The organism is Epilithonimonas sp. 33E, assembly GCF_059372615.1.
Genome location: NZ_CM182009.1, coordinates 1,620,242 through 1,647,112, shown reverse-complemented (window position 1 = coordinate 1,647,112; position 26,871 = coordinate 1,620,242). Strand labels below are relative to the sequence as shown.

24 protein-coding genes are annotated in these 26,871 nt (G+C 35.7%); 13 read left to right on the top strand and 11 right to left on the bottom strand.

Annotated elements, in window-relative coordinates:
• The first annotated feature begins 104 nt into the window (after positions 1-104).
• The 7 genes from AC5P2S_RS07640 to AC5P2S_RS07610 are packed head-to-tail and all read left to right on the top strand — an operon-like array spanning position 105 to position 3,419.
• Positions 105-281, top strand: coding sequence for a hypothetical protein (locus AC5P2S_RS07640; RefSeq protein WP_494556815.1), 177 nt, complete (start codon positions 105-107; stop codon positions 279-281).
• The gene (locus tag AC5P2S_RS07635) at positions 257-658 is read left to right on the top strand and encodes a hypothetical protein (protein ID WP_494556814.1); all 402 of its coding nucleotides are present in this window, start codon (positions 257-259) and stop codon (positions 656-658) included. The genes AC5P2S_RS07640 and AC5P2S_RS07635 overlap by 25 nt, the downstream gene beginning before the upstream one ends.
• Before the next feature lie 17 nt (positions 659-675).
• Entirely contained in the window at positions 676-1,203 is a 528-nt protein-coding gene (locus AC5P2S_RS07630; RefSeq protein WP_494556813.1) for an SMI1/KNR4 family protein, read from the top strand.
• Positions 1,204-1,241: 38 nt separating this feature from the next.
• A complete protein-coding gene (locus AC5P2S_RS07625; RefSeq protein WP_494556812.1) occupies positions 1,242-1,658 on the top strand; it encodes a hypothetical protein in 417 nt (138 codons plus the stop codon).
• Positions 1,659-1,667: 9 nt separating this feature from the next.
• Positions 1,668-2,366: a hypothetical protein gene (locus tag AC5P2S_RS07620; protein ID WP_494556811.1), complete on the top strand. Its 699-nt coding sequence runs from the start codon at positions 1,668-1,670 to the stop codon at positions 2,364-2,366.
• Positions 2,367-2,402: 36 nt separating this feature from the next.
• Positions 2,403-2,894 carry a DUF6985 domain-containing protein gene (locus AC5P2S_RS07615; protein WP_494556810.1) on the top strand — a complete coding sequence of 164 codons (492 nt, stop codon included), beginning with the start codon at positions 2,403-2,405 and terminating at the stop codon, positions 2,892-2,894.
• Positions 2,895-2,912: 18 nt separating this feature from the next.
• Positions 2,913-3,419 carry a hypothetical protein gene (locus tag AC5P2S_RS07610; protein ID WP_494556809.1) on the top strand — a complete coding sequence of 169 codons (507 nt, stop codon included), beginning with the start codon at positions 2,913-2,915 and terminating at the stop codon, positions 3,417-3,419.
• Positions 3,420-3,806: 387 nt separating this feature from the next.
• On the opposite strand, the gene AC5P2S_RS07605 is transcribed toward AC5P2S_RS07610, so the two are convergent.
• The 3 genes from AC5P2S_RS07605 to AC5P2S_RS07595 form a co-directional block, all read right to left on the bottom strand.
• Positions 3,807-6,068, bottom strand: coding sequence for a polyribonucleotide nucleotidyltransferase (locus tag AC5P2S_RS07605; protein ID WP_378174289.1), 2,262 nt, complete (start codon positions 6,066-6,068; stop codon positions 3,807-3,809).
• Positions 6,069-6,373: 305 nt separating this feature from the next.
• A complete protein-coding gene (locus tag AC5P2S_RS07600) occupies positions 6,374-8,011 on the bottom strand; it encodes an ABC1 kinase family protein (RefSeq protein ID WP_494556808.1) in 1,638 nt (545 codons plus the stop codon).
• Between the two features lie 41 nt (positions 8,012-8,052).
• A complete protein-coding gene (locus tag AC5P2S_RS07595; protein ID WP_494556807.1) occupies positions 8,053-8,367 on the bottom strand; it encodes a DUF4286 family protein in 315 nt (104 codons plus the stop codon).
• A 146-nt stretch (positions 8,368-8,513) separates the two neighbouring features.
• Here AC5P2S_RS07595 and gyrA point away from each other — a divergent pair, with 146 nt between their 5' ends.
• The 3 genes from gyrA to fsa all read left to right on the top strand — a co-directional run bounded on the left by gyrA (position 8,514) and on the right by fsa (position 13,287).
• Positions 8,514-11,138 carry a DNA gyrase subunit A gene (gene gyrA, locus AC5P2S_RS07590; protein ID WP_494556806.1) on the top strand — a complete coding sequence of 875 codons (2,625 nt, stop codon included), beginning with the start codon at positions 8,514-8,516 and terminating at the stop codon, positions 11,136-11,138.
• A gap of 17 nt (positions 11,139-11,155) precedes the next feature.
• Positions 11,156-12,532 (top strand): tetratricopeptide repeat protein, encoded by a 1,377-nt coding sequence (locus AC5P2S_RS07585; RefSeq protein WP_494556805.1) that lies wholly within the window; start codon positions 11,156-11,158, stop codon positions 12,530-12,532.
• Positions 12,533-12,633: 101 nt separating this feature from the next.
• Positions 12,634-13,287, top strand: a complete 654-nt coding sequence (fsa, locus tag AC5P2S_RS07580) for a fructose-6-phosphate aldolase (protein ID WP_283415111.1) — start codon at positions 12,634-12,636, stop codon at positions 13,285-13,287.
• A 162-nt stretch (positions 13,288-13,449) separates the two neighbouring features.
• Here the strand turns inward: fsa and AC5P2S_RS07575 are convergent, their stop codons facing one another.
• The 3 genes from AC5P2S_RS07575 to proS all read right to left on the bottom strand — a co-directional run bounded on the left by AC5P2S_RS07575 (position 13,450) and on the right by proS (position 17,812).
• Positions 13,450-14,778 carry an Nramp family divalent metal transporter gene (locus AC5P2S_RS07575; protein ID WP_283415110.1) on the bottom strand — a complete coding sequence of 443 codons (1,329 nt, stop codon included), beginning with the start codon at positions 14,776-14,778 and terminating at the stop codon, positions 13,450-13,452.
• Between the two features lie 115 nt (positions 14,779-14,893).
• Positions 14,894-16,171 carry a DUF937 domain-containing protein gene (locus tag AC5P2S_RS07570; protein WP_494556804.1) on the bottom strand — a complete coding sequence of 426 codons (1,278 nt, stop codon included), beginning with the start codon at positions 16,169-16,171 and terminating at the stop codon, positions 14,894-14,896.
• Between the two features lie 165 nt (positions 16,172-16,336).
• Positions 16,337-17,812 (bottom strand): proline--tRNA ligase, encoded by a 1,476-nt coding sequence (gene proS, locus AC5P2S_RS07565; protein WP_494556803.1) that lies wholly within the window; start codon positions 17,810-17,812, stop codon positions 16,337-16,339.
• Positions 17,813-17,962: 150 nt separating this feature from the next.
• Between proS and AC5P2S_RS07560 the strand changes: the two genes are divergently transcribed.
• Both AC5P2S_RS07560 and AC5P2S_RS07555 read left to right on the top strand, forming a co-directional pair.
• Positions 17,963-19,006, top strand: coding sequence for a prolyl-tRNA synthetase (locus tag AC5P2S_RS07560; RefSeq protein WP_494556802.1), 1,044 nt, complete (start codon positions 17,963-17,965; stop codon positions 19,004-19,006).
• 36 nt (positions 19,007-19,042) lie between these two features.
• Positions 19,043-20,467: an OmpP1/FadL family transporter gene (locus tag AC5P2S_RS07555; protein WP_494556801.1), complete on the top strand. Its 1,425-nt coding sequence runs from the start codon at positions 19,043-19,045 to the stop codon at positions 20,465-20,467.
• A 50-nt stretch (positions 20,468-20,517) separates the two neighbouring features.
• On the opposite strand, the gene rsgA is transcribed toward AC5P2S_RS07555, so the two are convergent.
• The 4 genes from rsgA to AC5P2S_RS07535 all read right to left on the bottom strand — a co-directional run bounded on the left by rsgA (position 20,518) and on the right by AC5P2S_RS07535 (position 24,238).
• Positions 20,518-21,444 (bottom strand): ribosome small subunit-dependent GTPase A, encoded by a 927-nt coding sequence (rsgA, locus tag AC5P2S_RS07550; RefSeq protein WP_494556800.1) that lies wholly within the window; start codon positions 21,442-21,444, stop codon positions 20,518-20,520.
• A 110-nt stretch (positions 21,445-21,554) separates the two neighbouring features.
• Entirely contained in the window at positions 21,555-22,634 is a 1,080-nt protein-coding gene (locus tag AC5P2S_RS07545; RefSeq protein WP_283415104.1) for a chorismate mutase, read from the bottom strand.
• A gap of 502 nt (positions 22,635-23,136) precedes the next feature.
• Positions 23,137-23,853, bottom strand: a complete 717-nt coding sequence (locus tag AC5P2S_RS07540; protein WP_494556799.1) for a hypothetical protein — start codon at positions 23,851-23,853, stop codon at positions 23,137-23,139.
• A gap of 169 nt (positions 23,854-24,022) precedes the next feature.
• Positions 24,023-24,238 carry a hypothetical protein gene (locus AC5P2S_RS07535; RefSeq protein ID WP_283415102.1) on the bottom strand — a complete coding sequence of 72 codons (216 nt, stop codon included), beginning with the start codon at positions 24,236-24,238 and terminating at the stop codon, positions 24,023-24,025.
• 278 nt (positions 24,239-24,516) lie between these two features.
• Between AC5P2S_RS07535 and AC5P2S_RS07530 the strand changes: the two genes are divergently transcribed.
• Positions 24,517-26,250: a helix-turn-helix domain-containing protein gene (locus AC5P2S_RS07530; protein ID WP_494556798.1), complete on the top strand. Its 1,734-nt coding sequence runs from the start codon at positions 24,517-24,519 to the stop codon at positions 26,248-26,250.
• A 4-nt stretch (positions 26,251-26,254) separates the two neighbouring features.
• On the opposite strand, the gene AC5P2S_RS07525 is transcribed toward AC5P2S_RS07530, so the two are convergent.
• Entirely contained in the window at positions 26,255-26,845 is a 591-nt protein-coding gene (locus AC5P2S_RS07525) for a DUF8439 domain-containing protein (RefSeq protein WP_494556797.1), read from the bottom strand.
• Between the last annotated feature and the right edge of the window lie 26 nt (positions 26,846-26,871).

Sequence of the window (26,871 nt, the reverse complement as noted above, 5' to 3'; positions counted from 1 at the left end):
GAAATCCCGAAGAGCTTGTCCCGAAACTTCGGGAGATGAAAATATTATAGAAACAGAAACAACAAGCAAACAAAACCTCAAAGAGGTGAAATAAAAACATATCTATGAAATTATTAAGCATAAAAAATATTGTTGATTTTCTGCAAAACGAATTCAAGGATGTAGATGACGAAATGGTAGAAGATTTATTATTAAAACCACATTGCAAAACCAATGAAGATATTAATGAATTAAAAGAAAACTTTCCATATCAGCATTGCCAACAGATTTTGAACAATTGATTTGCGATTACGATTTTGGTAATTTTTCGATACAAAATGTACAATTTGGTTATGAGGACGATTATTTTGAAAGACTTACAGAGCTGAACAATTCGCATAATTATTGGTATGATGATGTACAAAAAGCCAATGTTTTAATCATTGCCAACAGCGACCCTTTTACAATCCTTTTAGCCGAAAACGGAATTGTTTATGGTATTTCAACTATAATTTCTTTTGAAGGCAAATTGAAAATCGCCAATTCTTTTACACTTTTTCTACAAGGTTTGGGAACTGCATTCAAGGCAAAGAGGCAAAATCAGCAGAAGGAATTTTCAGTCTTTGCAGAGAATGAATTTGGAACGGATGCCGGGAAATTCTGGAAGTATTGTGTTTAATTTTTTAAAAACAGGCTATGAATATCACCGAAAAACTCAAACAAAAATCACAACAACTTAAAGAACGAAATCTTTTTGCAAAAGGTGCATCAGAAAGTGAAATAGAAAATTTTGAAACCACTTTAAATATCAAACTTCCATTGGTTTTAAAAGCATTCTTTCTCTTGAGCAACGGCGGTTGCTTTGCCGATAATCTCTGGAAAGTCGAAGAGCTTCAAAACCCTGAAGATTTTGGAAGCATTATTTGGAACAGCAATTATTTCCTCAGCCTTAAAGAGATTATAGAAGCCTACAATTTTGATGGCTCTTTTACCTTGATTGATTATCAGGAGCAGGAAAAATATACCGGCAAAAGACTAATCCCGATAATGCACACTCGTGGTCAGGAAAATCTGGTTTGGGATGCAACCGAAGAACATTCCACAAAAATTCTGGATGCATTTCACGAATTTAATGCCGATGAATGGAAGGTTTTATATCCAACATTCGAAGATTTACTGGATGCCTACATTGAGAAGGAAGGCGATATTGAAACGATAGCATAAAAACAAAAAATCCCGAAGGGATGAAAAGATTATAAAAAATGAAAAACAACATTCCCGCCTTATCAATCTGCATCATCATTAATTTGCTTGTTGGCAACATCGTACTGGTCTTTTTTTTAATTGATGCGCCGAAAATCTATCATTTAATCATTTCGGCTCTTGTAGCGTTGATGTACACGTTTGCTTTTTTAATAATTACGCAACAAAACAAAATCCTTACAAAATTACAGCTTGCTATTGTAGCAGTTATCACGGCACTTTTAGCAATGCTGATAGCCTGCATTTTTACTTCTGTTGCCAATCGTTTACCAATGGACAATATGATTACCGCAGGTTTGAAAGGTATCCTTCCAACTTTTGTTTTTGCACTGGTTTTGGCATTGCCGGTTTGGGTTGCGTTGGCGGTGGTTAATTTCTTTTGTTTGAAGATTTTGAAAAAAAATATAAATAATTAAAAACAATCTATGAAAACAAAACTAGTCATCTTGTTCAGCTTATTTTTTCTAACAAGTTGCAACGGACAGAAACCTTTTGGCGAAACCGCCATTAATCTGGAAAAATTCGATTTCGATACAAAAATAGCCGATTTGTATCCCGAAAAATACAAGCATCCCCTGTACAAAGACCATTATCGCATTCCTTACGAAAACGGTTCGGTTTTAATTGAAAAATCGATTATTTACGAAAAGCCATACGACCCGAATTCCAAACCGCTGATGCAGGTTTACGGACAGAAAAACTGGTCAACCGGTAATGAGCTGGCGAAGTTTGGCAAACAGTTTTTCAATAAGCTAAGTTTCGTTACCGATATGAATAACGAGATAAAAGTTATCGGCGCCGTTGCAGACGAAACCACGGAAAAAGACAATGAAGCCTTTATAAAAAATCTGACCAAAAAATTTGGTGAGTACAAAAAAGTGGAAAGCGATTTTGCCGGAACATTTTTCATTTACGAATGGCGAAGCAAAGATTTGGTGTACCGTTTTGCAACTGTTTTTAATGATGACAAAAACTCCATTAAAATTGAAAAAGACAAGGGAACGATAAGCTTTCCAAAAGACGAGGAAAACCCGCACACAGAAGGCTATTTCTACATCATTAAAAGCGATTACATTAAAGCCATTGAGAAATTAAAAACTAATGATTTTGTGTATATTGATTAATGAAAAAGGAAAAGAAGAAACTATAAAAACAAGGCAATGACTACACACAAATTTTGGGGCAAAGTACAGGAAAACTGGAAAGGCTTTTCGCCTGAAACAATGTTTTACCACCCTTTTTTTGAAAATCAGAAAACAGAAATATTTTTAGGCGAAGAATACGATGATGACGGTGAGGAAATCGAAGAACTCCCAACCGAAAATCAGCTGACAGAATTTGCCAAAACTTATCAAAATTTCATTCAAAATATTGAAAAACATTTGGCTGATATACAGCAAAAATCTTTTGAACGATACCAAAAGCTATATGCCCGATACTACGAAAATCTTGAAAAATCCGGAGAATGGCCTTTGAAAATTGATACCGTAGAAAAACACAATATTTACATTAAGGATCTGATGTACCTGCGTGTTTTGGAAGATAAAACCATAACAATAAGCATCCGTTACAGACTGGATACAGAACACGGCTTAGAATTTAGATTTACAAATGGGATGATAACCGAAGTTGGTGGAATTGCTGAAACTTAATTATAAAAATACATTCTTATGAAAAAACTATTATTACTCGCAATTTTACCGCTGTTGATTTCCTGCAACGGACAGGAAAAAAATGCTAATGAAAATACAACAACCAAAACCGAAAAACAAAACTCTGCAACGGTAGAATTTATTGGTTATTGGGACAAAAACAACAATTCAAATTTTGTAACACTAAAAGAAGGCAAAGAATTTTCATTAGAATTCCCGGATGATATTCGTGGTAATTATAACCGTGGCGATGAGCTGGAAATTAAATGGACCAACAACCCAAAGTACGATTTACCGCTTCTGGTTTCGGTAAAAAGAACAAAAGAAGGAAAGCTTACAGCCTTTCTCAAAGAACATCCGCTGAAACTGCAATACACCTGGAACTATGAGTGTGACGGGAGGTTTATTTCCAAATCTTACTCCATAGTACAATATTACTTTTCGGTAACGCAAAATGAAAAAGCGAAACAGGCATTGGCAGATTTATCCAAAAACGATAAAGAAAAGGAAGTAAAAAGTCATTGATTATATCATTGAGAAAGAAACCACTGTTGACGGCAAAAAACTCATCCTGCTTAACATCGGCATTTTTACTTACGGTGGCGACAGGGTGAAAATTCAGGATATTTATTACGAAAGTGAAACGAATAGACTTTTTGAATTAAATCAAAATAAACTAGCAGAAATAAACGGACGGATAAAATGACCATCAAAGACCTCCGCTGCGCAAAGTCTCCCGACTTTGAACCCAGCTAGCGCGAGCGTCCCGCTCGTGCTCACAACCCAAACCCCCTAGCCTCCCACTAGGGGTTCCCATTCCCCAATTTAACATAATATCCTGATAACAGAACACCATCAAAACCCACAAAAAACCACCGAATTTCGGTGGTTTTCTATATGATTAAGATAATCTTAAGCTTCGTTCAAAGGCTTGTGCTCTCCCGGCTGGTCTTTCCCTTCAGGATTTACTTTACCTTCCGGTCTCGCTGGTCTTTCCGGTCTGTTCTGACCTTCAGGTCTTGGACCTCTTTGCTCACCTTCTTTCTTTTCAGGTCTTGGTGGTCTTGGCAACAAAACTTTTCTTGAAAGTTTCATTTTCTTACGGTCATCATAACCCATAAATTTCACTTCCACTTCGTCACCTTCTTTGTAAGGAACTTTATCAAGCCTTGCCCACTCGATTTCAGAGATATGAAGCAATCCTTCAGTCCCTTTAGCAATCGCTACGAAAGCTCCGAAATCCATTACTTTCACTACTTTACCTTGGTAGACTTCGCCTACAACCGGTACGAAAGTAATTTCATTGATTTTCGCAACCGCTTCGTTGATTTTCTCTCTGCTGATACCGGAAATTTCGATTCTTCCGATTTCTCCAACTTCCTCGATAGCGATAACGGTATCCGTATCTTTCTGCATCTGCTGAATGATTTTTCCACCAGGCCCGATAACAGCACCGATGAAATCTTTAGGAATCTCCATCATCACCATTTTCGGAGCGTGAGGTTTCACATCTTCTCTTGGAGCAGCAATAGTTTCAGTGATTTTATCTAAAATATGAAGTCTTCCTTCTTTGGCTTGTAGAAGCGCTTTCTCCATAATATCCATAGAAAGCCCCTGGATTTTGATATCCATCTGACACGCCGTAATTCCGTCTGCAGTTCCCGTTACTTTGAAGTCCATATCACCTAAGTGATCTTCATCTCCTAAAATATCAGAAAGTACCGTAAACTTCCCTGTTTTAACATCAGTTACCAATCCCATTGCAATACCTGAAACCGGCTTATGAATCTGAACACCCGCATCCATCAATGCTAAAGTTCCCGCACAAACTGTCGCCATAGAAGACGAACCGTTTGATTCCAAAATATCAGAAACAACACGGATGGTATAAGGATTTTCTTCAGGAATCATATTCGCCAAAGCTCTTTGAGCCAGGTTTCCGTGACCAACTTCTCTTCTTGAAGTTCCTCTTAAAGGACGAGCTTCACCCGTTGAGAATGGAGGGAAGTTATAATGAAGGAAGAATCTTTCGTCATAATTTACCATTACGCTGTCGACCATATTTGCGTCTTTTACAGAACCAAGCGTTACAGCCGTTAAAGACTGAGTCTCCCCTCTTGTAAAGATCGCAGAACCGTGCGCTCCCGGTAAATAATCGATTTCGCTCCAGATCGGACGAATCGTTTGAGGATCACGACCATCAAGACGGATTTTGTCATTCAAAATCATCTGACGCATCGCCTCTTTTTCCACATCGTGGTAATATACTTTCACGAAAGGGGTTACTCTTTCTAGTTCTTCTGCATCATCAACATATTGAGCTAAAAATTCATCACGTACCGCTTTGAACTTTTCTCCTCTTTCTTCTTTACTTGAAGGAGTTTTTGCTACTTCGTAAACTTTATCGTAAGTTTCTTTCCACACTTTCTCACGGATGGCTTCATCGTGATTTTCGTGGTTGTATTCTCTTTTAGGGAAAGCTTTTCCTACTTTTTGAGCTAATCTTTCCTGAGCTTCAACTTGTTTTTTGATTTCTTCGTGAGCAAAAGTAATCGCTTCAAGCATTTCTGCTTCCGTGATTTCTTTCATCTCACCTTCCACCATTACGATAGAATCTTTAGTTGCTCCAACCATAATATCAAGGTCAGAATTTTTAAGATCTTCGAATTTAGGATTGATTGAAAGCTGACCATCAATTCTTACTACTCTCACTTCAGACATTGGCCCATTGAAAGGAATATCAGTAATCGCAATCGCTGACGACGCTGCAAGACCTGCTAAATCATCAGGAATCGACTGTCCGTCATAAGAAATTAATGAAATCATTACCTGAACTTCCGCGTGAAAATCTTCAGGGAATAAAGGCCTAAGAACTCTGTCAACCAAACGCATTGTAAGAATCTCCTGGTCTGAAGGACGAGCTTCTCTTCTGAAAAAGTTTCCGGGGATTTTACCGCCTGCATAGAATTTTTCTCTGTAATCAACTGTTAACGGTAGAAAATCTACACCAGGATTGGCTTCTTTGTTGGCTACAACCGTTGCTAAAAGCATTGTTCCGCCCATTTTTACGACTACAGATCCGTCAGCCTGTTTTGCCAGCTTCCCTGTTTCGATTGTGATTTCTCTGCCGTCTGCAAGAGTAATCAGCTCTGTAATTGCTTGAGGTGCACTCATAAATTGTTTGTGTTGTACTCCGTATTGAGTACTTTTAATTAATGTATTTCGTCTAAAATTTGGTGCAAATTTAATGTATTTATTTGGATTACAAATAAGTGTTGAAAACAAGCGATTCTGAGAAAGAAATTTTAAAATAAATCTGCTCGAAGTTAAATACAAAGACACAAAGAATATATTAGCTCTAGACTATACTAAACCACGAAGAAAATCAAAGATTTTTTATTTAACCAAGTTGTACTTTGTGCCCTAATCTAATTTGAATTAAAAAAACATTGTGCCTTTGTGTTTAACAAATGACATAATCACTTTCTTGTAATCCTTAATAATAAAAATATAACTAGGAAAATAGAAAACACAAATCCTAAAACCGCCACCAAAGACATTTCTCCAATCCTTGGGCCTGATTCTGAAACAAAAACTATGGCAGTTGCAATAATATTCGCCCCCAGAATCATCGCTAAAATCAGATTAATGATGCTAGATTTAATAAGGTTATTCGTTTTCTCAATATTTTTGATTTCACTTGAGATCGTGAATTTATTATCATCCAGTTTTTGCAGAACAGAACGAAGTTCTTTTGGAATTTCATCTACATTATCCGTGAAATTAATCACTTTATCCATTCCGTTTTTCAAGATTTTTTTCGGACTGATTTTCTTGGATAATATTTTCTTGGTATAAGGATGCAGACTTTTTACAATATCCAAATCCGGATTAATGGTTCTGCCAACGCCTTCTATCAAACCAATTCCTTTGAACAAAAGATAAAAATAATCTGGCATATAAAGCTGATTATCCTTAAGAACATCTTTCATTTTGTTGATGATAATGTGCGGATCAATATCTTTTAAAGAAGTGCTGTGAACGAAATTCAGAACTTCATCCACATCATTTTCAAATTTCCTATCATCCGGAATCTCATAACTCACCGCCATTTTCTTGAGAGAACGTACAATTTTATTAGAATTCTTCGCAACAAAAGCAACAATCAGACTCTCCAAAATCTCCTTATCATTTGGCTGAATTTTTCCAACCGCACCAAAATCTATAAAAACTACTCTTACATCTTTTTTCACCAAAATATTTCCTGCGTGAGGATCAGCGTGGAAAAATCCGTAATCCAAAATCTGAGAAACAAAAAACCTTAATCCAACTTCCGAAATTTTAACCGGATCAATATTATGGCGTAAAAGTTCAGCTTTATCTGTGACTTTGATTCCGTCAATAAACTCCATACAAAGGACGTTGTTGTTGGAAAATTCGTCATAAACAATCGGAATGTAAGTTTCTTTATTATTTTTAAAATTGAGAGAGAATTGCTTGATGTTATTTCGTTCATTAACCAGAGAAACTTCTTCTAACAAAGACTTTTCGAAGGTTGCAATGGCTTGTTTCAGATTTAGTTTTGAAGCAATTTCAGAATAAGTAGAGATTAGCTTTACTAAATCTTTAATGAGAAGCAAATCATCCTCGATTACACTGAGAACATCAGGTTTTTTGATTTTCAAAATCACTTCTTCGCCAGAAATTAAAGTAGCTTTGTAAACCTGAGCAATAGAAGCAGTTGCCAAAGGTTTTGAAATGATTTCCGAAAAATGTTCTTTGACCGAAATATTGAATTCATTTTCAAGGATTTCCTCAACATTCATTTTAACAACCTCAACTCGATCCTGAAGTTTCTGCAGTTCCTGAATCAATTCCGGTGGAAGCAGATCTTCACGATTACTGAAAGTCTGTCCAAGCTTCACAAACGTTGGCCCCAACTCTTCCAAAACCAATCTGATTCTTTCATAAACCGTTCCTTTGGAAACAATTTCATTTACAGAACTTTCGTCCGGTTTTTTGCCCATCCTGGCAATCAAATCCTTAAATCCGTATTTGCTTAGAACAGAGATTAATTTGGCGGAACGTTTGAGTTTGCGTTGCTGTTTGTCGAACATAATTTGAGTTGAGTTTTAATTGTCCTCAAAAATTATTCCCTTTAAAATCTCTTCTTTTTGGGATTGAGAAACGTAGCAAAAATCATCACTTCTGGCCCGAATTTCTGTAAAATTCTTTCTTCTATATTAACCAGTTCGCTTTCCATAAACTGACTGCGCAGATCATCATTATCAAACCAAAGAAAAAGATTTGTATTTTTTCCTTCATTTACCATATCAGAATGGACATCGGACAGGATATATTTTTCAACATCCATTAGATTTTCAACCATTTGATGTAGCTCATTTTCAAGATAAAGATCCCATTCCTGGATTTTATTTTCTGTTGTATGAAAAGTAATACTAAGGATGCTCATTTTTTTATTTTTTATGATTAATGTTGATAAATTCAGAATGCAAAAATCGTATTTTTTTTGTAAATTAGCCCGTTATAAAAAACAGAAAAACTCAACAGGTCAGAAACTAACACAGCGTTCTGATTTACAATAAATTAAAAATATTTATGCATAAGGAAGGAGAAAGGTTAATACCGATCAACATTGTTGACGAAATGAAAACCTCTTACATCGATTATTCGATGTCGGTAATTGTATCAAGAGCGTTACCGGATGTAAGAGACGGATTAAAACCCGTACACAGACGTGTTCTTTACGGTATGTATGGGCTTAATGTATTTTCAAACAGAAAACATTTGAAATCTGCCAGAATCGTTGGAGACGTTTTAGGTAAATATCACCCACATGGTGACAGCTCGGTTTATGATGCAATGGTAAGAATGGCACAACCTTGGAGCTTGCGTTATGAGCAGGTAGACGGTCAGGGTAACTTCGGTTCCATGGACGGTGACCCACCTGCAGCAATGCGTTATACGGAAGCAAGACTGAAGAAGATCTCTGATGAGATTCTTGCAGATCTTGATAAGGAAACCGTTGATTTTCAAAATAACTTCGACGACTCTTTACAGGAACCTACTGTCCTCCCTACAAAAATCCCAAATCTTTTAGTTAACGGAACTTCCGGTATTGCGGTTGGTATGGCAACCAATATGGCACCGCATAACTTATCGGAAAGTATTGATGCCATCTGCGCTTACATAGACGACAGAGAAATCACGATTGATGACCTAATGAAGCACATCATTGCCCCGGATTTCCCAACAGGTGGTATCATCTACGGTTATGATGGAGTTCGTGACGCTTTCCACACAGGAAGAGGACGTATTGTTCTGAGAGCAAAAGTTAACTTCGAGGAGATTGGAAACAGAAACGCTATTATAGTAACAGAAGTTCCTTACCAGGTTAATAAAGCAGAAATGATTGCCAGAACAGCTGAGTTGGTTAAGGATGAAAAAATTACCGGAATCTACGAAATCCGTGATGAGTCTGACAGAAAAGGACTTCGTATAGTTTATGAATTAAAGAACGATGCAATTCCAAATGTCGTATTAAACCTTTTATATAAATACACTTCTCTACAAACTTCATTTTCAGTTAATAATATCGCCTTAGTTAAAGGAAGACCTGAACAACTGAACTTGAAAAACCTCATTCACCATTTCGTAGAACACCGCCACGAAGTGATTGTAAGAAGAACCGAATATGAATTGAGAAAAGCCAAAGAAAGAGCACATATTCTTGAAGGCTTTATGAAGGTAATCGGAACTCAGGATTCTCTTGACAGAGCTATTGCGATTATCCGTCACAGCGCAAATCCACAAGCTGCAAAAGAAGGTTTGATTAGTGAATTCGAATTATCAGAAATTCAGGCTCAGGCTATTCTGGATCTTCGTTTGGCTCGTCTTACCGGAATGGAGTTGGACAAAATCCGTGCTGAGTATGAAGAGATAATGGCTTTGATCAAAGATCTGGAAGATATTCTTTCCAATGAGCCAAGACGTTATCAAATTATCAAAGATGAATTGATTGAAATCAAAGAAAAATATGGTGATGAAAGACGTTCAGAGATCGATTATTCTGGTGGAGAAATGTCTATCGAAGATATTATTCCTGACGAAAAAGTGGTTCTGACGATTTCTCACGCTGGTTATATCAAGAGAACGCTTCTTTCCGAATATAAAGTCCAGTCAAGAGGTGGTGTTGGAAACAGAGGTGCTACTACAAGAGACGAGGACTTCCTTGAATATATCGTAACTGCAACCAACCACGAGTATCTCCTGTTTTTCACAGAAAAAGGAAAATGTTTCTGGCTAAGAGTTTTCGAAGTTCCGGAAGGTTCAAAAACTGCAAAAGGCAGAGCTGTTCAGAATTTGATCAACATCGAACCTGATGATAAAATCAAGGCTTACATCAGAACAAAGGATCTTAAAAATCAAGAATACATCAACCAAATGAATGTGGTAATGATTACCAAAAACGGTACGATCAAGAAGACATCTTTGGAAGCTTATTCACGACCGAGAACCAACGGTGTTAACGCCATCGAAATCCGTGATAATGACCAATTGTTAGGTGCAAAATTAACGGACGGCAATTCTGAAATTATGATTGCTACCAAGAATGGTAAATGTATCCGTTTCCCTGAGGAAAAAGCAAGAGCAGTCGGGAGAAGTTCAATAGGTGTGAGAGGGATTTCCCTTGAAGATAATGATGAAGTAATCGGAATGATTGTTGTTAATGATCTGGAGAACGATACTGTTTTGGTGGTGTCTGAAAAAGGTTATGGAAAACGTACAGCTGTTGAAGATTACAGGGTTACCAACAGAGGCGGTAAAGGTGTAATTACACTTAACATTACGGAGAAAACAGGTAATCTAATTGCCATTCAAAGTGTAACAGATGAAGACGGATTAATGATCATCAACAAATCCGGTGTTGCAATCCGTATGAATACTGCCGACCTGAGAGTAATGGGAAGAAATACCCAAGGTGTAAAAGTCATTAATCTGAAAGGAAATGATGAGATTGCAGCGATTGCCAAAGTTGAAATGGATAAGGATGTGGAAGAAGAAAATGAAGAAGGACTTGAAAATGACAGCAACAACCCGGAATTCAAGGACAAACCTCAGACCGGTGACAATCAAATCAATCTTGGAGATAAAGAGGAATTAAGAAAAATTGAAGATGAAGAAGCCAATGATAATGCTGATGAACCTGAAAATAACGATTAAATTATAAAAGTAAATAAATGAAAAAATTAATTTTAAGTTTAGCTATTTTGTCTGCATCATTAGTTTGGGCACAGAAAAAAGAGATCGCTAATGCTGTAAAAGCAGTTGATTCAGGCGACTTGGCAACTGCAAACTCAGAAATATCAAAAGCTGAAGGTATCTTTGGCGATAAAACTTATCTGCTGGAACCTTCTGTTCTTGAACAATATTATTATGCAAAAGGCTTATCTCTTTTAAAAGCCGGAAAAAATATTGAAGGTGCAGAATATCTTGCTAAAATTTCAACGCTTGGAACCGAAGAAATCTACACCGGTAAGGATGCTGAAAAGAATAAGGTATATTTTGTCGGGAAAGCAGCAGCAGATAAGTCAGGAAGCGGACTTTCTCTTAAACAAGAAAAATATTCACCTGCATTGACGGAAAAATTAAGAGAGGTCATCGATCCCCTTTTACGCAAAGCAAATGAGGCTGCAACTACTAGCTATAACAACAAAAAATTTGATGTTGCCGGTGAAAAATTTGCAGAAACATATTATCTTTTCAAAGCTGCAGGTCAGGACAACAAAAATTTACTTTATTACGCAGGTGTAGCCTATGCTCAGACTCCTGATAAAAAAGCTCAGTCGACTGATATTCTCCAGTCATTGATCAAATCAAATTATACAGGCGAAGAAACTGTTTACACTGCAAAAAATACAAAGACCGGACAAGTAGAAACTTTGGATAAAGCGGCATTTGATCTTTACAAAAAAGCAAACGCCGGTTACTCAGATTTCAAAATTGAGAAAACACCGAGCAAACAAGAAGAGCTTTATGAGGTAACAGCATCTCTGTTATTCGAACAAGGAAAATATGACGAAGCTGGTAAAGTTGCAGAAGAAGGATTAAAAAAATTCCCTAAAAATCAATCTTTAGGACAAGTTCAAAGTAATTCTTATTTCAAATCTGGTAAAACCGATGAGTTTGTAAATAACCTGAAGGCAAAAATAGCTGCTAATCCAAACGATAAAGAAAGTTTGTACAATCTTGGGGTGATGCAGAGTAAAGATCCTTCAAAACAAGCTGAAGCAGAGGCCACTTTCAAAAAATTAGTTGATCTTGATCCCAAATTTCCAAATGCACTTAACAATTTAGTTTTTGCAATTTTAGGAGAAGATGAAGCAGCTATCAATCAATACAGAGAGCTTAAAAAAGCAGGCAAAATTGATGAAGCCAACAAAGTTCTGGAGCAAAGAAGAGCAAGATTCCAAAAAGCTTTACCTTATGCAGAAAAACTTTATGCAAACGATCCTAATAATAAAGAAGTCGTAACACTTCTAAAAGGCATGTACATGACTACTCAGAATACAGCAAAGTATAATGAGTTTAAAGCAAAAGAAGCTGGAATGAAATAAATCAAAAAAGAAGTCTCCGGACTTCTTTTTTGATTTTTTCAGTGCCAACTAAAAATGTATATTTGCGAACAAACATTTAAAAACAAATAAAAAATCTATATATGAAATTTTTCATTGATACAGCTAATCTGGATCAGATCAAAGAAGCACAGGATCTAGGAATTTTAGACGGTGTAACAACTAACCCTTCCTTAATGGCAAAAGAAGGAATCTCGGGCAAAGAAGCAATCAACCAACATTATATCGATATCTGCAATATCTCGGACGGTGATGTTTCCGCAGAAGTTCTTTCAACCACTTATGAGGAAATGATCAAAGAAGGAGAAGAATTAGCAGCACTTCATGAGAGAATTGTTGTAAAAATCCCAATGATCAAAGACGGTGTGAAAGCTCTTAAATATTTTTCTGACAAAGGCATCAAGACCAACTGTACATTGATTTTCTCAGCCGGACAAGCTCTTTTGGCAGCAAAAGCAGGAGCAACTTATGTTTCTCCGTTTTTAGGCAGATTAGATGACATTTCTGTAGACGGTCTTAATTTGATCGAAGAGATCAGAGTTATTTTTGACAACTACGCTTTCGATACAGAAATCCTTGCAGCATCTATCAGAAGTCCAATGCATATCATCAATTGTGCAAAAATCGGGGCAGATGTTATTACTTCTCCTCTGGCATCTATTCTTAATCTATTAAAACATCCTTTAACAGATTCTGGACTAGCCCAATTCGTAGCGGATTCTAAGAAATTAGGGTAAAATTATAAGGGCGCCTTTATCCGTGCTCCACTCCCGCTTTTTTCTTTTTTTACAAAAAAGAAAAAGAGCTCCGTTCAGCCCGGGGCGCGCTGCGCACAAAACAACATTGATTATCAAAAAATCAACATAAAAAACCGAATCCAAGTGATTCGGTTTTTTGATTTATGGAAAAATAGTTTCCTTTAAAAGATATAGATTCAGGATGATGATAATTGCGCTAATAATCCAAGCCATGATTTTTAACCAAGATTTATTTGCAAACTCTCCCATTTTGGCTTTACTACCTGTAAACATCACCAATGGAACTACAGCAAAACTCAACTGCATTGACAAAATCACTTGACTGAAAACCAATAATTCTGCAGTTCCCTTTTCTCCGTAAAGAATTGAAACAATTAAGGCGGGAATAATGGCAATTAATCTTGTAATCAGTCTTCTGACCCAAGGTTTTAGCCTGATATTCAGAAAACCTTCCATTACAATTTGTCCGGCTAACGTTCCCGTTAATGTAGAATTCTGTCCTGAAGCAAGTAGAGCGATACCAAAGAAAATACTCGCCAAGGTTGTTCCTAAAAGCGGTGTCAAAAGCATATAAGCATCATTAATGTCAGCAACGTCCTTATTGCCGGATGTATGGAAAGTCGCAGCAGAAATAATCAGAATTGCAGCATTAATGACAAAAGCCAGCATCAGAGAAAGGCTACTGTCAAGACTTGCAAATTTTAATGCTTCTTTTTTCCCTTCATTAGTTCTTGGATAATTTCGTGTCTGGACAATGCTGCTGTGCAGATAAAGATTGTGAGGCATTACTGTCGCTCCTAAAATTCCAATGGCAATGTAAAGCATTGATGGATTGGTAATAATTTCCTTTTGGGGAATCAAACCTTTCAGCATTGGAAAAACTTCAGGTTTACTTAGAAAAATTTCATAAAAAAAGGCCACAAAAATAATGAAGATTAATCCTCCAACAATACTTTCGATGTATCTGAAACCTCTGGATTGCAGAAACAAAATCAAAAAGACATCAATAATTGTTATCACAACTCCTATACTTAAAGGAATTCCAAATAGAAGATTTAATGCTATTGCTGAGCCTATTACTTCTGCCAGATCACAGGCAGCTATCGCAATCTCACAAAAGATCCAGAGAATAAAATTCACAGCAGGATGAAAATGATCTTTACAAGCCTGGGCCAAATCTCTTTCAGCAACAATTCCCAGCTTAACAGACAAATGCTGCAAAACAATCGCAAAAAGATTCGAAATCAAAATCACAGACAGAAGTGTATATCCGAATTGTGCTCCACCCGCAATATCCGTTGCCCAGTTCCCGGGATCCATATAACCTACAGCAACCAATAATCCGGGCCCAACATAGGCCATAAATTTCTTCCTGAAGCTACCACTCTCAGGAATAGGAATGCTTGAAAAAACCTCATTCAAGGAATTCGCAGTTTTTTCTTTTCGCCAGGCTTTATTTTTTTCTTTCAAAAACCAAAAATGTTAGATTAGACTAACAAAAATAATAATACTTTGCTTAACTCACAAACAGGCAATAAAAAAACTGCCAAATAATTGACAGTTTATATTCAATTGAAATTAGAATTTATTTCAAAAATCTGACTGCTGTTTTTCTGTCAGATTCTCTTTCTTTATCAGAAGCTTCTGCAGGAACTTTCGCAAACTTAGATCCATAACCTTCTGCTTCTTTGACCTGTGGAGAATTGATTGATGTTTTTACAACATTTGCTCTCTCACCGGATAATTTGAGGTTAGTATTTTCATCTCCTTTTTTATCAGTATAGGCGCCGATTTTAATTTTCGCATCTGGAAATTCAGTTAAAATCATTTTCAGATTCTCCAACTGAACTTTAGATTCCGGTGTTAAAACTGCTTTTCCAAATTCAAAATTAAGATTATCAAAATTGAACCATCTATCTTTCAGTTGTTCATCTGTTGCATTTTTATACTCGTCAGATTTTAGAAAGGTGACAATTTGATCTTCTATTCCACCTTTGTATGCCTGTAAAGTTTTTCCGCTTGGCAATGTTACAACTGTTGTTTCTCTTGTGACGGCAACTGTATCTCCTGCAGCATTTGTCGAGTCTGTAACGACTGTTGTAGAATCAACTGTTGCTGTCGGAACTGTGTCTGCTTTTTTGTTGCACTGCTTCCAGAAAAACCAGCCTAGCAACAGAAGTAGTAACAACGGTAGCAGCCACTTCCAAATACTTCCTCCGGAATCTTGATCAGAAGTAATCTCGTGAGTAGCTCCGCTTCTGTTAACATCAATTTTCGGACTTGCGGCAGCTTCAGCTGTTGGTGTGTTGGGTGGTACATTTACAGTTTCTGTATCATTCCCAAACCAGTTTCCTAATCCTAAAGTACCAAAACTGAATCCAGCTGGTATAAGAGCAGATAAAAATCCTTTTTGACCTGACAATAAGCTTCCAAATGACGACAAATCAAGATTGCTATCGGAGATGTACCTTCCAAGACTGCCTGCAGTCGCGCCTGTAACCAAATTTAATAATGAATTTGTAGAATCATTGCTAATGCCCGCAAAACTTGACACAGAGCTGGTTAACGCAGATAACTTATCGCCATCTCCAAAGATCAGTGACAGAATTCTGGAAATTAAAGAATCATTTTCACCCAGATTACCAAGAAGATTGGATAAAACTCCGGATGAAGCAGCATCTTTCAGTGTACTGAAAAGTTCTGATTGGGCATTGCTGTTTGAAAATCCTCCAACAACCGCTGGTAATAATGCTGAAATTGCTTTTGAAACTCCTGACTCACTTTCTCCAAGTTGAGTTGCAGCCTGAGAAACCGTTTCCGGTCCTAGCTGGCTTTTTACAAGTTCGATTAGATTAATTGACATACTAGTTTATTTTTTGTGTTTGACTTTATAATATTACCAAATATTAATCCACCTTTTTATAGAATTAATAATTTTAATAAAATTTTAACAAGACAAAAACAAAAAATAAATTAATTTTCTAAACAAAAAACCGCCTCTTAGCTGATAACGAGACGGTTTTTTATATTAATATGACTTTGCAAATACAACTCTTTGTTTGGATGGTTTTCCTGATATTAGAGAAATGCCATCTTCCAGTTCATTATTCAAAGGAATACATCTGATAGTCGCTTTTGTCTCTTGTTTGATCTGCTCTTCTTCTTCTTCAGTTCCGTCCCAGTGAGCGAGGATAAATCCCCCTTTTTCCTCCAGAACCTTCTTAAAATCTTCATATGAGTCAACTTTTGTGATATTTTCTTCACGGAAAGTCAATGCTTTGTTATAGATATCCTTTTGGATTGTTTTCAATAATTCTTCGATGTAATTTTCCAAACCTTCAATAGAAACAGATTCTTTGGTTAAGTTATCCCGTCTTGCCAACTCAACAGTTTTGTTTTCCAAATCTCTTGGACCCATTGCAATTCTCAGGGGAACACCTTTTAATTCATACTCAGCAAATTTCCAGCCTGGCTTGTTTTGCGTATCATCATCGAATTTAACCGAAATTCCTTTTGCCCTTAGTTTTGCCTGAATTTCCAAAGCTACTTCGCTGATCTGAGCCAATTGTTCTTCACCTTTGAAAATAGGAACAATCACAACCTGAATCGGTGCCAAGGTTGGTGGTAAAACCAGACCAAGATCATCGGAATGCGTCATAATCAAAGCTCCCATTAATCTGGTTGATGTTCCCCAAGATGTTCCCCAAGCGTGTTCAATCTTTCCTTCTCTTGTAGTGAATTTGACATCAAATGCCTTTCCGAAATTTTGACCAAGGAAATGTGAAGTTCCAGCCTGCAAAGCTTTGCCGTCCTGCATCATAGCTTCGATACAATAAGTCTCGTCAGCTCCGGCAAATCTTTCAGAAGGCGATTTGATCCCTCTGATAACCGGAATGGCCATAAAATCTTCTGCAAACTTCGCATAGACTTCCAGCATTTTTTCAGTCTCTTCAACTGCTTCATCTTTTGTAGCGTGAGCCGTGTGACCTTCCTGCCAAAGAAATTCAGCAGTTCTTAGGAATAATCTGGTTCTCATTTCCCATCTTACAACATTAGCCCACTGATTAATCAGAATCGGCAAATCCCGATAAGATTGAATCCAATTTTTATACGTATTCCATATAATTGCTTCCGAAGTTGGACGTACAATCAATTCTTCTTCCAGTTTAGCTTCCGGATCAACAATTAGTTTTCCGGGATTATCAGGGTCATTTTTTAATCTGTAATGGGTAACAACAGCACATTCTTTGGCAAAACCTTCTGCATTTTTTTCTTCGGCTTCAAACAGACTTTTGGGAACAAAAAGAGGAAAATAAGCGTTCTGATGTCCGGTTTCTTTGAATTTTTTGTCCATCTCGTCACGCATTTTTTCCCAAATAGCATAACCATAGGGTTTGATAACCATACATCCTCTAACGCCCGAATTTTCTGCTAAATCTGCTTTAACAACCAATTCATTATACCATTTGCTATAATCTTCTGCTCTTGATGTTAACTTTGCCATAAATTTTTTGATATAGTTTTTTAACTTTTTTTAAACTTTTTAATCTAAATAAAAAGCCTAATTTTACACGTATTTTATTAAATTTAAATGGTATAAAATTTGGTTTCTTTTAAGAAATGCAAATATATGAAACTTAATACTTCTTATAAAATGAAAAATATCAACAATACAAGCCTTTTAAATCTAATCAAATCAAAAGGTTTGATTCTGATTTCCAGCAGCTTTCTTTTAACTTCCTGTGTAATTTATACCGGAGGCTATTCAGAAACTGATGGTGTATATTATGATCCTAACAAGGATTCTTTACCTGCAGGATCATATTCCGGTAATTATGGTAATCAAGTTGATGATTATTACAACTATCAGGACACCTATCCAAGTATCTATGACAACAACCAACAAAACATACAAGATCAGCAGAACAAGTATACAAAACCGCTAGCAAATGATTCTGACTGGGGAACTTTTACCGGAACTGAAACCAATTATACAAGTTTTAACAATTGGGGTTGGGGTGGTTATGGTGGCTGGGGTTATCCTTACTATGGTTGGGGATGGAACAGCGGCTTCAATTCTTTTGGTTGGGGACTAGGATTTGGCTGGGGATGGGGCAACTCATTTTATTCACCTTGGGGTTGGGGAGGATTCTACGATCCTTTTTGGAACTCCGGATGGGGATGGGGAGGTTATTACTATCCATATTATGGGGGTTATCATCATCCAATCTATTATAACAGATCAGGTTATAATGGAAGACTGTCGGGTATGATACCACAAAATAGAACCAATGGCTTCCGAGGTATTAATAGTACTGCAGGATTGAGAAATTCTATCCGGATGTCTGATAATAGCAATTCCGGTATCAGAAATAATGGTGTGAGAAATGCCGGAAATGGCACCAGAAGTTATCCTTACTACCCTAACAATGGTGGAATTAGACAAAATTATCCTAACAACGGAGGTGTTAGAAATAATGGAGGAATTAGAACTCAACCAAACTTTCCCAATAATGGTGGCATAAGAAATAATGGAGGTATAAGAACTCAGCCAAATGGTGGTTTTAGAAATGATAGTTATAATGCACCAACAAGATCGGGCGGAAATTCTGGAGGATTTAATTCCGGAGGCGGCTTCCGAGGTGGTTCATCCGGTGGCGGCGGCGGAATGCGTTCTGGCGGCGGAGGCAGAAGATAATTTCATCTATTAATAATAAAAACATTTAACGATAAAATGCTTAAAAAAACTTTATTACTGATTAGTATTCCTGCTTCATTTTTCTATCTAAAAGCTCAGGATGTATCGGTAATTACAAATACAATTGATGTATATTCCGGAAACCCGATTAATGGAACTTCAAAATATAATTCTATGGCAGGATCAATGGGAGCGCTTGGAGGAGATATTTCTTCCGCAAGCGTAAACCCTGCCGGGATCGGAGTTTTTATAACCAGTGATGTTAATCTTACCTTAGGTATTAATAGTAACCAAAATACTTCAACACTTGCAGGGAAACCTGTTAGTTACAAAACCAATAATACGGATCTTAACAACTCAGGAGGTGTTTTATCTGTAAACCTTGGAGATACTTCAAAATGGAAATTCATCAATCTTGGAATCAATTACAATACCAGATCTATTGACAATTATGTAGAATCTGCGGGTAATCAGAACATACAAATTTCTAGTAACCCAGGTGTAGGTACTCCTGCTAACTACTCTTATTTAGGACATGTCTATAACAGAACGGGAGACATCTCAAAAACGAGTTTTACTGTTGCGGCTAATTACGATAATCGTTTTTATTTTGGAGCAGGGCTTAATTTTCATAACTCCTATTTGAGTCAGGATGATTTTGCTAATTTTCAAAATAATACAACGAATACGATTTCATCCTTTGATAAGCAATACACCAATTTTACAGAAAGAGCAGACGGATTTTCTGCCAACATTGGAGTCATTGCTAAATTAAATAATCAATTCAGGTTAGGAGCCGCAATAGAAACTCCTACCTGGTGGAATATGGATAGGGTTTTTAATCAATATTATAAGGAAGACAGTTATTATGATGTTTTTACTGAAGACAGAAAATTGTCAACACCTATGAAAGCAACGATTAGTGCTGCTTTTGTTCCAAGTAAGAATTTTGCTTTGAATGTCGATTTTATTCAAGGAATTACAAAACCAAAATATAAAGAATATGGTGGTGCAGAACAGGAATTAAATGATTTCTTCAGTGATTCTTATAAAAACTCCTCAGAAGTAAGAGTTGGAGCAGAATACAGAATTGCCGCTTTCAGATTAAGAGGAGGTTATGCTTACCAAGGAAATAGTTTTGATAATATCTCTATATCCAATTACAATGATAATGGTTCAACATCTAATCAGTCTTATTCTAATCTTTTTATTGGAAAAAGAAATGTAATTGGCGCTGGTATTGGTTATGATTTTCAGGCATTTTATATCGATGCTTCTTATCAAAACATCTCATCAACTTACTCAAGTCCGTTTTTATATGGTGTTGATACCGGAAATAATACAACTTCCGGTTATTATTCTGATCCGGCAGCCATAGAACTTTTAAGCAGTTCTTCCGCAGTTTCCAAAGTCAAAAATAAGAGAGATAATTTCTTTATTACACTTGGCTGGAAATTCTAAAAAGAGAAATATATAAATAAAAGATCCTGCAAAAATTTTTGCAGGATCTTTTATTTCTGGTTAATCTCTTCTGCTTCTTCCATCAGTTTCAAATAGGTAATATATCTGGTTTCTTCTATTTCTCCTGTTTCCAAACCATGAATGACTGCGCATTTAGGTTCATTGATGTGGAGGCAATTATGATATTTGCATTCTCTTCCTGTCTGAAAAATCTCCGGAAAATAATGCTGTATTTCTTCTTTCTCAACATCAATCATTGCGAATTCCCGAACGCCCGGTGTATCAATTACCGAGCCTCCAAAATCCCAAAAATGCATCTGGGCAAATGTTGTCGTATGTTTTCCTTTCAGATGTGTGTCAGAAATCTCTCCTGTTCTGAGATCCAAACTCGGTTGTAATGCATTAACCAAAGTAGATTTCCCACAACCTGAATGTCCAAAAAATACTGAAGTCCTATTCTTGATTTTTTCTTCCAGAATATCAAGATTCAGTTTGGAGTAAGAAGAAATTTCTAAAGTTTCATAACCAATGTTTTGATATATTGCTTCAATGTTTCCTACAATTTCTGTTTCTTCTTCAGAAAGAACATCCATTTTGTTGAATAAAATCAATGGAGAGATGTTGTAAGCTTCACAACAAGCCAGGAAACGATCCAGAAAACCTAAAGATGTCTCTGGAAACTTCAAAGTATAAATGAAACAAGCAATATCAATATTAGAAGCAATAATATGGGCTTCCTTGGAAAGGTTGACAGATTTTCTGATGAGATAATTTTTCCGTGGAAAAATTTTGGTAATCCAGGCAACATCATCTTGCTCCAGGGAAAATTCTACCTCGTCCCCTACCGCTAATGGATTGGTAAGACGCGTTTTGATTAATTTGAATTTGCCGCGGATTCTGGCTTCATAAATTTGTCTTGTTTCCGATTCCAAAACCTGGTACCAGCTTCCGGTTGACTTGATGATGATTCCTTTCAAACAGTAGAATTTTGTATTTAGCAAATTTAGAAATTTAAAATTAGCCTCAATAAAAAAAGAAGCTAATAATTTAGCTTCTTTTAGTTTCTGTAATTAAATGGAAAATCTTGTTACCTATCAATCATAATATTATTTTGTACTTCAATACTTTCTTCATGAATTGCTTTGAAAACTTTCTCAATAAACTCTTGTGACATACCTGTTTCGAATGCTTTCTGAGTTGCGTATTCCGTAATTACCTTCCAACGTTCCGGCTGGAAAATAGCAATATTATTTTCTTTTTTCAGTTTTCCGATTTTCTCAGATACTTTCATTCTTTGAGACAACAATTCTATCAGCTGGAAATCCATATCACTGATTAATGTTCTGTGTTTTCCCATCTCGTCTTCGTATCCTGAGATGTCCGAATTACGAATCTGAAGATTGTTGATCATCTCTGCCAAAACTTCCGGCGTGATTTGCTGAGAAGCATCGCTCCAAGCATTGTCCGGATCACAATGGCTTTCTATAATTGCACCCTGATAACCCACATTGAAAGCCTCCTGCGCAACACCTGCCAAACCGGTTCTGTTTCCACAAATATGAGAAGGATCTATAAACAAAGGAATGTTAGGGAATTGATTTTTAAAATCCAAAGCAATTTGCCAGTTCGGGATATTTCTGTACTTGGTTTTTTGGTAAGTTGAAAACCCTCTGTGGATGGCACCGATATTTTCTACACCCTGACCTAAAAGTCTCTCCAAAGCGCCAATCCAAAGTGCCAGATCGGGATTTACAGGATTTTTAACCAAAACCGGTTTATCTGTCCCTCTCAAAGCCTGTGCAATCTCTTGAACTGTAAATGGATTAACCGTAGAACGCGCACCGATCCAAAGAATATCTACATCGGCTTCCAATGCTGCAAAAACATGATGCGCATTAGCAACTTCTGTTGCTGTTTTGAATCCGAATTCTTCCTTAACTTTTTTGAGCCAGTTAAGACCGATTACCCCTACTCCTTCAAAACCGTTTGGTTTTGTTCTAGGTTTCCAGATTCCTGCCCGGAATGCAGAAATTTCTGCGTTTGTTTCTTTTAATCTTCTTGCTGTTTCCAACATTTGAGCTTCACTTTCTGCGCTGCAAGGTCCTGCAATGATCATTGGGTTTGAAAATTCCTTAACCCAGTCATTTTTCAATTCGTTTAAGTTCATTTATTTTTAATGTTATATATTTAATATTAGTGCAACAGTTTATCTGTTATAAATCCTGATTTATAATTCTTTTTCAAAAAATACCGTTAAAAAAATTTTAATTATGTCCGGAATTTGAAATTATTCCGTGAGTTTTTTGAGAAAGAAATTCAGCTAGCTAAACCAATAAAATCGGTAATAGTTTCTGAAATTTCCGTAATAAAATCCAAAAAAGCTAAATAATCCACCCCAAGTGAAGGCAGATTTTGTCGTTTCAAAATATGGAAATTGGTTTAATTCCATTTCATAAATCCTTAGTTAAAGGACTTTAGCTTGTTTTTGATTAATATTTTTTCTTCTTGTGTTGAAGAAATCCTGAACAAATATATAAATTAATATCAAACTAAACTTAATTCTTAGGCAAAAAATAAAAGCAGAATCATCTGCTTTTATAAATTTAATTCAACATTTGAATTCTGAGAATCTTAATTTGTGCTTTTATGTATAAGAAAATAATTTGGTGTCAATTAGAGATTTTATAGATATAAAGACTAACTTTTGCACTATTCAAAAGCGTTATATCAATTGGAAGTAATCCGGAAACATTGACAGCAAATGTAATCGTGTCTCCTGCTGCAAGCTGCACCAATGATGTCAATGAAGTAGAAGTTACAGGCACCGAAGCTAAGGTAACACCCAAAATAGAAACTCTGACACCATCAAAAATTTTTTCATCCCAAATAGTGCTCCCGTTCTTTATAATTCCTAATCTCTTACTGCCTAAGGCTTCCAAGTTCACTCCGGCAGGAAATTGAAATTCATAACTAATAGTATAAATTCCCGCTTGTGGAGCCGTATAGACCCCTGTGTTAAAAAGTGCAGGATTTCCGACTTTGGTGTCACTGGCACCTGTCAAATTAATTTTTGACCAAAAAGTTCCCAATCCAAGATCTAAAAGTGACCAGGAACCAGATTTTGATGCATAATAAGCACTGGCATTAGCAACAACCAATAAGTCTGAACTGATTTCTTTTATTTCAAAATCTCCTGTTGTGGAAGTTTTATCCCTTAACAAAATAGTTTGATTGCTATTGACAGAAGTTACAGAAGTTACATTACGTATTTTTAAATTTCCGTTGATATCAAGAGTCGATTTGGGATCTGATGTATTAATCCCTACTTGTGCTTGTGAAATATTCGTTAATACAAAAAAAACGAATAATAAGAAGTTTTTTTCCATGAATTTCGTATTAAAATATTATTTATTAAAAAGCCAAAAAATGATAAACATCCAAAGCCTCTTATTAATTCCTACTGGAAATGTAATTCTAACACTCCGAGAACTCCTTTCTTCTAGATATCGCTTACATAATTCTTTTGTAGGTTTTCATAGTTATTAGTTTTTATTTTCACCATTGATGTCCGTTTTTTGGTGGTGGATCACCTTCAACCAATTGGTTTTCGGGATTAGAAGTATTTACCTGGATGCTGTCTGTGCTTCTCTTAATAATTGATGGTTCTGTATTTTCAGTTTGATTTGGTATCAAATCTTCGTCTTGCGATCTGCAAGAATTCGTAATAATTAAAATTGATACTGCTAAGATTGTTGAGATAAACTTATTCATTGTTAATAATTTTAAAGGTTATCCCGGCCGGTTTATTTTAGAATTCTTTACCAAATCTATTGACAATCGTTAGCTCCTAAAAACAATAATGGTGCTTATTTGTAAATAAGCACACATCAATAAATATGTTTATTAATCTTTAAACTGTTGATTTATATGTAAATATTATTCGCAAAGAGTTTAATTTATTTTTAATAATTATAAATTAATAATACTTTTAATTTAGCACAAATTTTGGTTAAATTTGAGTATAAAACTTAACCATTATTTTAAGAGGTATGAAAAAAATCTATTTCATAACTGCAATTCTGTTTTTTAATCTCTACTTTTCTCAGCAAAAGAAGTATAGTGATTATTATAATATCAAAAAGAATTATGAGAATTATCCTGAAAATGATTCAAGAGCTTTTGTTTTTCTAGATCAGTACATAAAACTGGCAAAACAAAAAAAAGATTACGATAGGCTTGCGCAGGGATATGAAGATGCTGTGTTTTATTCCGCTTCTTCTGTGGATAAATTAAAATATGCTGACAGCACTGTTTATGCAGCATTGCTTTCAAAAAACAATGATATTATCAGTGATGCTTATCTTGGAAAAGGAATTATTTATTATTTCAATTATAAAAAATATAAACCTGCTCTTGATGAGTATTTGAAAGCATATGAATATTCTGAAAATTCTACTAATGACTATTTGAAAAATGAAATCCTGTATCATCTTGGAGTAGTAAAATGTTATCTCGGATATTATGATTCTGCTTTGGCTCATTTTCAGAAGGCCAATGATTATTTCTATCAAAAGCTGCAGGAAAAAGCGCATCCCAATATTATTTTTAACAACAAAAAAGGCTATTACAATAGCTTACACAGGATAATTGTTTGTTATAGAAATCTCAAGAGTTACAATGCAGCTGATTCTTTGATTACCAAAGGTCTTGCTCAAACACAAAACAATCCTGACTTCCAGCAGGAATACGGCTATTTTTTGAAAGAAAAAGGAATTGAACAGCTCAGAAAAAATGATGTTAAAAATGCTCTTAACTCACTGCAAAAATCAATAAAACCAATTAATCACATTAATGATTTTGCATGGTCAACAGTTAACTATTTTTATATTGGGAAATCATATTTAGCTTTAGAAAACTCTCATAAGGCCATTCAGTATTTCCAAAAAGTAGATTCTGTTTTTCAGGAACACAATTTTATTTTACCGGAACTGAGAGAAAATTATGAGCAGCTGATACATTATTATAAAGATCAAAAGGATAACTCCAAAGAACTTTATTACACCAAGCAACTATTGAAAGCCGACAGAATAATTTCTAAAGACTTTGCCTACTTATCTTCCACAATCCACAAAGATTACGATACGAGGACTTTGCAGGAAGAAAAAGAAAGACTGGAAAGAACAACATCCTGGGGAAAATGGATTATCATTGGTCTTATATTTTTAGCTTTACTTTTGGTTGCAATAATCGCAGAAAAACTGAGAAATGAAAAGAACATCAAAATCAATTACAAAATTCTTGAGGACAAAATCCTGAATAATTTTTACACACCTTCCCATGAGAAATTTGATTCAAAGCCAAATGAAGATGAAAAATGCAACTTAAACGAAGAACTTGTTGGACAGATACTGTCAAAATTAAAATCTTTTGAAGACAAATGCGGATTTATAGAAAATGGACTAACAATCAACAAATTAGCTCACAAACTACACACCAACTCCAATTATCTTTCGCAGATTATCAATGAGTATAAAGGTGTCAACTTTAACAGATACCTCAGCGAATTAAGAATCCGTTATATTACAAACAAATTGTATAATGACAAGATCTATCTCACATACAAAATAGAAACTTTGGCAGAAAAATGCGGTATTGCTTCCAGGACAAACTTTTCAAACCTTTTCCGAGAAATTAACGGAATGCGTCCCACGGATTTTATAAAGAAAAGGCAGAAGGATATAAAAACCGGATGTCAAAATTTTCCGGTTTTTGGAACCGTGTAATTGGTTATGTCAAATCAAATTTCATCAGATCATCCAAATCTTTCAAAACGGGATTAATTTCTACAAATCTTTCAAAAATTTTGCGTTTGGTTATTACCTCTTTTTTGATAGTTAAGTCCGTTTGATAATCGATTTCGATTTTGAAATTATTGACTTTGTGTTTAAAATGATTAAAAAATTCAATGCTTAATCTGTCAAATTCAGCTTTTGCTGTTTCTGAAGAATACTTTACAGTAATCTGGTGTTCATCAGATTTTTCTAACTTGAAACTATTGATAGCGTTGTAGACAAATGTATTGGTCTTTGCAAGATTTTTAAGAAATAAATTCCATTCCTTGTCCAGATCTGTTTGCGTAAAATGACTGGAAGGAAGATTTTCATCTTTGACATCGGCAAATTTGTCTGTCTCTACTTCTTCTTTTTTCTCTAAAGCAGCTTTTATACTGAATTTTGAACCCGAATTGATTTTCGCAATTGGTTCAGATGCTTTTTGGATGATTTTTTTCGGTTCTTCAAAAACAGATTTTACAGGCTCAGGTTTGGATTCAATCTGAGTTTTAGCTTCTACAGGAACCGGTCTATTATCGGAAATCAAATTAGCTTCAAGAAGCGGCGCTAATA